General features: G+C 49.3%; 4 protein-coding genes. 3 read left to right on the forward strand and 1 reads right to left on the reverse strand.

All coding sequences use genetic code 11. The features are described from left to right. Positions 1 to 318 precede the first annotated feature (318 nt). The 3 genes from AC1DWB_RS30970 to AC1DWB_RS30980 all read left to right on the forward strand — a co-directional run bounded on the left by AC1DWB_RS30970 (position 319) and on the right by AC1DWB_RS30980 (position 4,456). A complete protein-coding gene (locus AC1DWB_RS30970; protein WP_477544946.1) occupies positions 319 to 1,935 on the forward strand; it encodes an MDR family MFS transporter in 1,617 nt (538 codons plus the stop codon). A gap of 15 nt (positions 1,936 to 1,950) precedes the next feature. Further along, the gene (locus AC1DWB_RS30975) at positions 1,951 to 2,406 is read left to right on the forward strand and encodes a CBS domain-containing protein (RefSeq protein WP_477544947.1); all 456 of its coding nucleotides are present in this window, start codon (positions 1,951 to 1,953) and stop codon (positions 2,404 to 2,406) included. A gap of 178 nt (positions 2,407 to 2,584) precedes the next feature. Further along, on the forward strand, positions 2,585 to 4,456 hold the full coding sequence (locus AC1DWB_RS30980) for an alpha-galactosidase (RefSeq protein ID WP_477544948.1): 1,872 nt from the start codon (positions 2,585 to 2,587) through the stop codon (positions 4,454 to 4,456). Positions 4,457 to 4,545: 89 nt separating this feature from the next. Here the strand turns inward: AC1DWB_RS30980 and AC1DWB_RS30985 are convergent. Then, a partial coding sequence (locus AC1DWB_RS30985; RefSeq protein WP_477544949.1) for an extracellular solute-binding protein occupies positions 4,546 to 5,203 on the reverse strand: 658 nt, incomplete at its 5' end.

Consider the following 5,203-nt stretch of genomic DNA (forward strand, 5'->3'; position numbering starts at 1 on the left):
GTATAGGGGATTTCGTGGTATGGAGGTTCAAGCCAAAACTCGCCGGGGTCCTCTTTTTCACTTTCCACTCCTGTGTTCACAATGAATCGACAGCCTCATAACAGTACAAGAGCTGCGGCTTTCTTCTTATATAAGAAGAAGGCCGTTTTMTTTTTTGGAAATAGGAAATGCTAATTTAAACTTCAGACTAACTTGACAATATTGTGTGTTTGGATTTATTATTTAAATAGTTTAAAGATATTGTAGGTAAACAAATTAGCTATAAGCTAACTGTCCTTATACTCAGTATCAACGATCACACAAGGGGAGTGAACAATCTTGGAAGATTTATCACACAAACGGAAGATCACGATTATGATCGCGATTATAGCTGCGATGTTCTTTGCTGCTATTAACCAGACGATCGTGAGCACGGCGATGCCGCGAATTATAGCCATACTCGGCGGCATGGAATACTATACTTGGGTTATCACGATCTACATGCTAACCTCGACGATCGCAACGGTACTTGTTGGTAAGCTGTCCGATATTTATGGACGGAAACCTTTTATACTGGCCGGGATTGTGTTCTTCATTATCGGTGCATTCTTAACCGGTTTTTCCAAAGACATATTTCAACTGATTACGTATCGCGGGATTCAAGGTATTGGGGCTGGTATTATTATGGCCTCGGCGTTCACAGCGGTCGGTGATTTATTCGCCCCGCGGGAACGTGGGAAGTGGACCGGCGTGATGATGGCGGTATTCGGGTTCTCCAGCGTTCTTGGACCGACACTTGGTGGTTGGTTGGTCGACAATATGGAGTGGAAATGGTTGTTTTGGATTTTCTTGCCGCTTGGTGTTGTAGCATTCTTTATGATCCTTTTCCTGTTCCCGAAGGTGGAGCGCAAACAATCCGAAACGATCGATTACGCAGGTTCACTTTTCCTAAGCATTACGATCATAGCTTTGCTGCTCGGATTCTCTTGGGCAGGGACCAAATACGATTGGGGTTCAGGACAAATCATCGGTTTGTTCGCCACAGCACTTGTATCCTTGCTAATCTTCCTATTCGTAGAATGGAAAGCGAAGAGCCCGGTATTACCGCTGTCTCTGTTCCGAAACGATATCGTTACCGTATCCAACAGTATTGGCTTTCTTCTTAACGCGGGGATGATGGGAGCGCTCATTTACCTGCCGTTCTTCGTGCAAGGGGTCGAAGGAATCTCGCCTACCTATTCCGGTTATGTGACGATGCCGATGTCCATTGCTATGGTCGTGCTGAGCACCTTTACCGGTAGATGGATTACCAAGTCGGGCAAGTATAAGAAGTATGCCGTTATAGGGATGCCGATAATGATTGCAGGTATGCTGATAATGGCCTTTATGAACAGCGTGTGGCTAGCAGTAATCGCCATGATCGTATTCGGTCTAGGTCTTGGAGTTGGAATGCCGGTGTTCTCTCTGACGGTGCAAAACGCAGTCAGCCCTGCTCAACTCGGCGTAGCTACAGCATCTTCTCAACTGTTCCGTAACTTGGGCGGTACGATCGGGATTGCTATTATGGGTACAGTTATGCAGTCAAGTCTGACGAGGAATATGAAGGAAATAATGGAGTCTGGCAAGGGAGCCGACTTGAGTAAGCTTGATCCTGAGATGGCTAGTAAGCTGGCTCCCTTCCAAAATCCACAGATGCTGTTGGATCAGCCCAAGCTGGAGCAGCTTCACCAGACGTTACCGGCAAACGTGCAACCCGTGTTTACTCAAATTATCGATACGACTCGCGATGCATTGAGCGGCTCGTTAACTACAGTATTCCTGTCAGGTGCAGCGTTATTGGTTATCGCTATGATACTTTCGTTCTTCCTGCGTGAAATACCGCTTCGGACATCGAACAAGATGCCGGAAGCCGACAAGCCTGTTGGCCAGCAAGTTAAACCTGAAACGGCTCATTAAGAGAGGACTAGTCGTATGCAAGCTCATGAAATCATGATCAGTCCCATCTATAAAGTGAAAGAAACGGATACAGTACGCTCAGTCATTGAACGGTTTCTGGAGCATCGCATTAGCGGTGTTCCGGTCGTTAATGAAAGGAATGAGATAGTTGCATTCGTTAGTGATGGTGACATTATGCGTTATATCGGCAAGCACGAGGATCTGGTTGTGGATTCTTATTACTATTCCGCGGTGCTCAAGGGAGACGACGAACAATTCGAAGAGCGGGCAGAAAGCCTGCTCCGACTGAACGTGCTGGAAATTGCCAAGCGCAAAGTGATCAAGGTTGGTTGGGACGTGGAAGTCGAGAGTATTGCTGCGATCTTAGGCAAGAAGCAGATCAAGAAGCTGCCCGTAGAACGTAATGGAGTACTGGTCGGTATCATTAGTCGGGGCGATGTGATTCGTCACGCATTCCAATCGATTGTATGAAACTGGATTCGATAACTAAGGACCCCTGGAGTAATTAATACTCTGGAGGTCCTTTTTCATTTCAGTATTTACAATCACTGGTTCACTATGGTATAAAAAATACGAGTAAATACACTTCATATTATCCAACTAGATCAATGTAGTGTATTTGGCATGGAGAGGGAGAGGGGATATTCGGATGATGGATCACATATCGTTCCGCAAATCAAATGTACAGGTAGTAGGCTTGAACCGAACATTATCAGGAGGGAACGCAGTTATACAGGAGACGTCTACGGGCATTACTTGGCAATGGGGATTAATTCGCGTCGAATGCGAGTTGGACCACGATGGGGTCGCTCACTTCGCGGTCGTGAACGATAGCGACGAGGATTTTCGCTTGTCTCAAGTGTGCATAGACTGGCCGGCCACAGTCTTCACGCCACTGCTTGATGCTAGAGATTACGTCCAGCTATATCATTCCCAGGACTTCATGAAGTTATCGGGGGTACGCCCTATTCATCGTCCGAGCGCTTGGTCGAATCCAGCAGAGCCTTCCGGGATGATGACAGTCTTATCGGAACGGTGCAGCGGGCAAGCGATATTGCTGGGGGCACTGCCTCCTTACGAAGATTGTTTCGTCGAAATTCCGATCTTGCACGAGAAGGTGCACCGTGACGGAGCGATCGGCTTCGGCTTTCGTCTTCAGGTCCCGCGTCGACTAGCCAAGTCAAGCCGAGTAGAGCTCGCTCATCTGATCGTTCAGCTCGGCCCGGACAGCGCACAGTTGTTGAAGCGATATGCTCGGCTTATGCAGGAACGTGTTCCGATTGTTCTGCGGAACAAACCTCGTGCGACCGGGTGGAACAGCTGGGACTACTATGCGGGCGCGGTGACGCAAGAGGAAGTTGTCATTCATGCCGACTTTGCTAGGGGTAATTATGGAGACCGGTTGAAATACATAGTGATTGACGAAGGTTATGAATGTCAATGGGGCGTATGGGAAGCTGGCTGGAAGTTCAAGGACGGCCTGGAATCCTTGTGCAAGTCTATCCGACAGGTAGGGTATGAACCGGGTATTTGGACAGCTCCGCTCATGGTCAATGTCTATACACCGTTGTTTCGCCAACATCCCGATTGGTTCGTAGGAGACGCTCAGGGCAACGTATACTTGCAAAATCTAAGTTACGGAAGCATGGCACAGCTCGATATTACGCACTCAGAGGTCGCTGACCATCTGGAGATGACGTTCCGACAATTGCGTGCTGCCGGGTTTACGTATTTCAAATGCGACTTCACCCAATTGCTGCTCGGGGCATCGAAGTTCGCACGTGACGATATTACGCATGCCGGTATGATCCGGAAGTTGTTCGAGATTATACGTGGGGCGATTGGAGATGAAGCTTATTTACTTGCATGCGGAGCGCCTTATGAGGCGGTCATCGGTGTGGCCGATGCGCATCGGACGACAGGAGATATTCATCATTACTGGAGCCAGATTCGGCAAAACATTCGTTCCATGCTCGCTCGTTGGTGGATGCAGGGTGCGGTCGGCAACACCGATCCTGACTTCGCTATCATTCGATGTGAGGCGACGACGGACGATAAGCAACTGAGCCGCAGGCTGCCGCTTGTACCGTGGAATGCTGGCTCGAACTGGACGAGTGGACGTGAGATGGAGCTGGAGGAGGCGAAGACGCTATTGCTCGCTTGCTTCGTGACCGGCGGGGACTTGTTCCTCGGTGATTCGCTGCCGATGCTGAATGCGCTCGGACACGACTTGCTCAAGCGAGTTCTTGAACCTGCTATCGGACCGGGTGTACCGATCAATCTGTTCGAGTATGACGGTGATGAGGTCCCGATCGTGATTGCAGATGGAAACGACCGGAAGCTAATTGTGGTGTTCAATCTGACCGATGATCAACGTCAGGCCGCAATACCTTCTGAATATGCTAGTGCTCAAGGGGAGTGGACCGAGTTCTGGACCGAGGAACGATTGTCAGCTAATCCATTGGTAGACGGGCTTGTCCTTGCGCCTCGTAGTGCCCAAGCATGGTGGTTGCAGGATTAGGTTGGGGATAATAATGATCGATCGATACGAATACCCTGAGGCTTCGGCCTCAGGGTGTTTAACGTTTGATTCTATACTTACTTCTGTTCCTATACGAGCTTCTCTTCCAATCGGTTCAATATCGTATCGAGGCTGTCGAGCTGAGAAATGTAGTACATGAGCTCTTCACGGATCGTGGTCAGTTCGTTGGCCGACACGTTCAAGTCCGCGTATGTCCGGAACGTATGCACGATTTCCCGATACATGTGGTAGCGGTATGGCCGTTTCACGATCTCTTCGCCAACCCATTCAGCGGCTCGCTTCAAGCTCGGCAGGTTGAGCGTATGTCTTCGAATATGCAGTTGCGTTTCGTAAGAGAGCAAGTAATCGACGAAACGTTTCGCAGCGGATTTGCGGACCGACATCTTGTTAATGGCCAACCCGATAATGACAAGCATCGTGCTGGGCTGTTGTAGATGCGGGAGCGGCGCAATATCGTAATCGAACTCGGCTCGCTTCAGATCGTTCAGGTTGGAGTAGGACGCCATGATCATGGAGGCACGTTGGTTCAGGAACATCGTTACGGCGTCAGCATCGCTCTCCGTCGAGAGATGTGGGAAATGTTCACGGACCAAAGTACTGCACAACTCGAACGCTTCACTTATCTTAGGATCTTGTAAGTCGTATTTCCCATTCTCGCCACGAATGAACTTGACGCCGTTCTGCAGCAGGAAGACAGGCCAGCGGTTCTCGGAGAGCAGGTGGAAT

The organism is Paenibacillus sp. P4_E11 (assembly GCF_056401635.1).

What these genes read in the sequence shown, in the direction of transcription:
- AC1DWB_RS30975 (WP_477544947.1), top strand. Translation starts at nt 1,951, where the DNA reads ATGCAAGCTCATGAAATCATGATCAGTCCCATCTATAAAGTGAAAGAA.
- AC1DWB_RS30980 (WP_477544948.1), top strand. Translation starts at nt 2,585, where the DNA reads ATGATGGATCACATATCGTTCCGCAAATCAAATGTACAGGTAGTAGGC.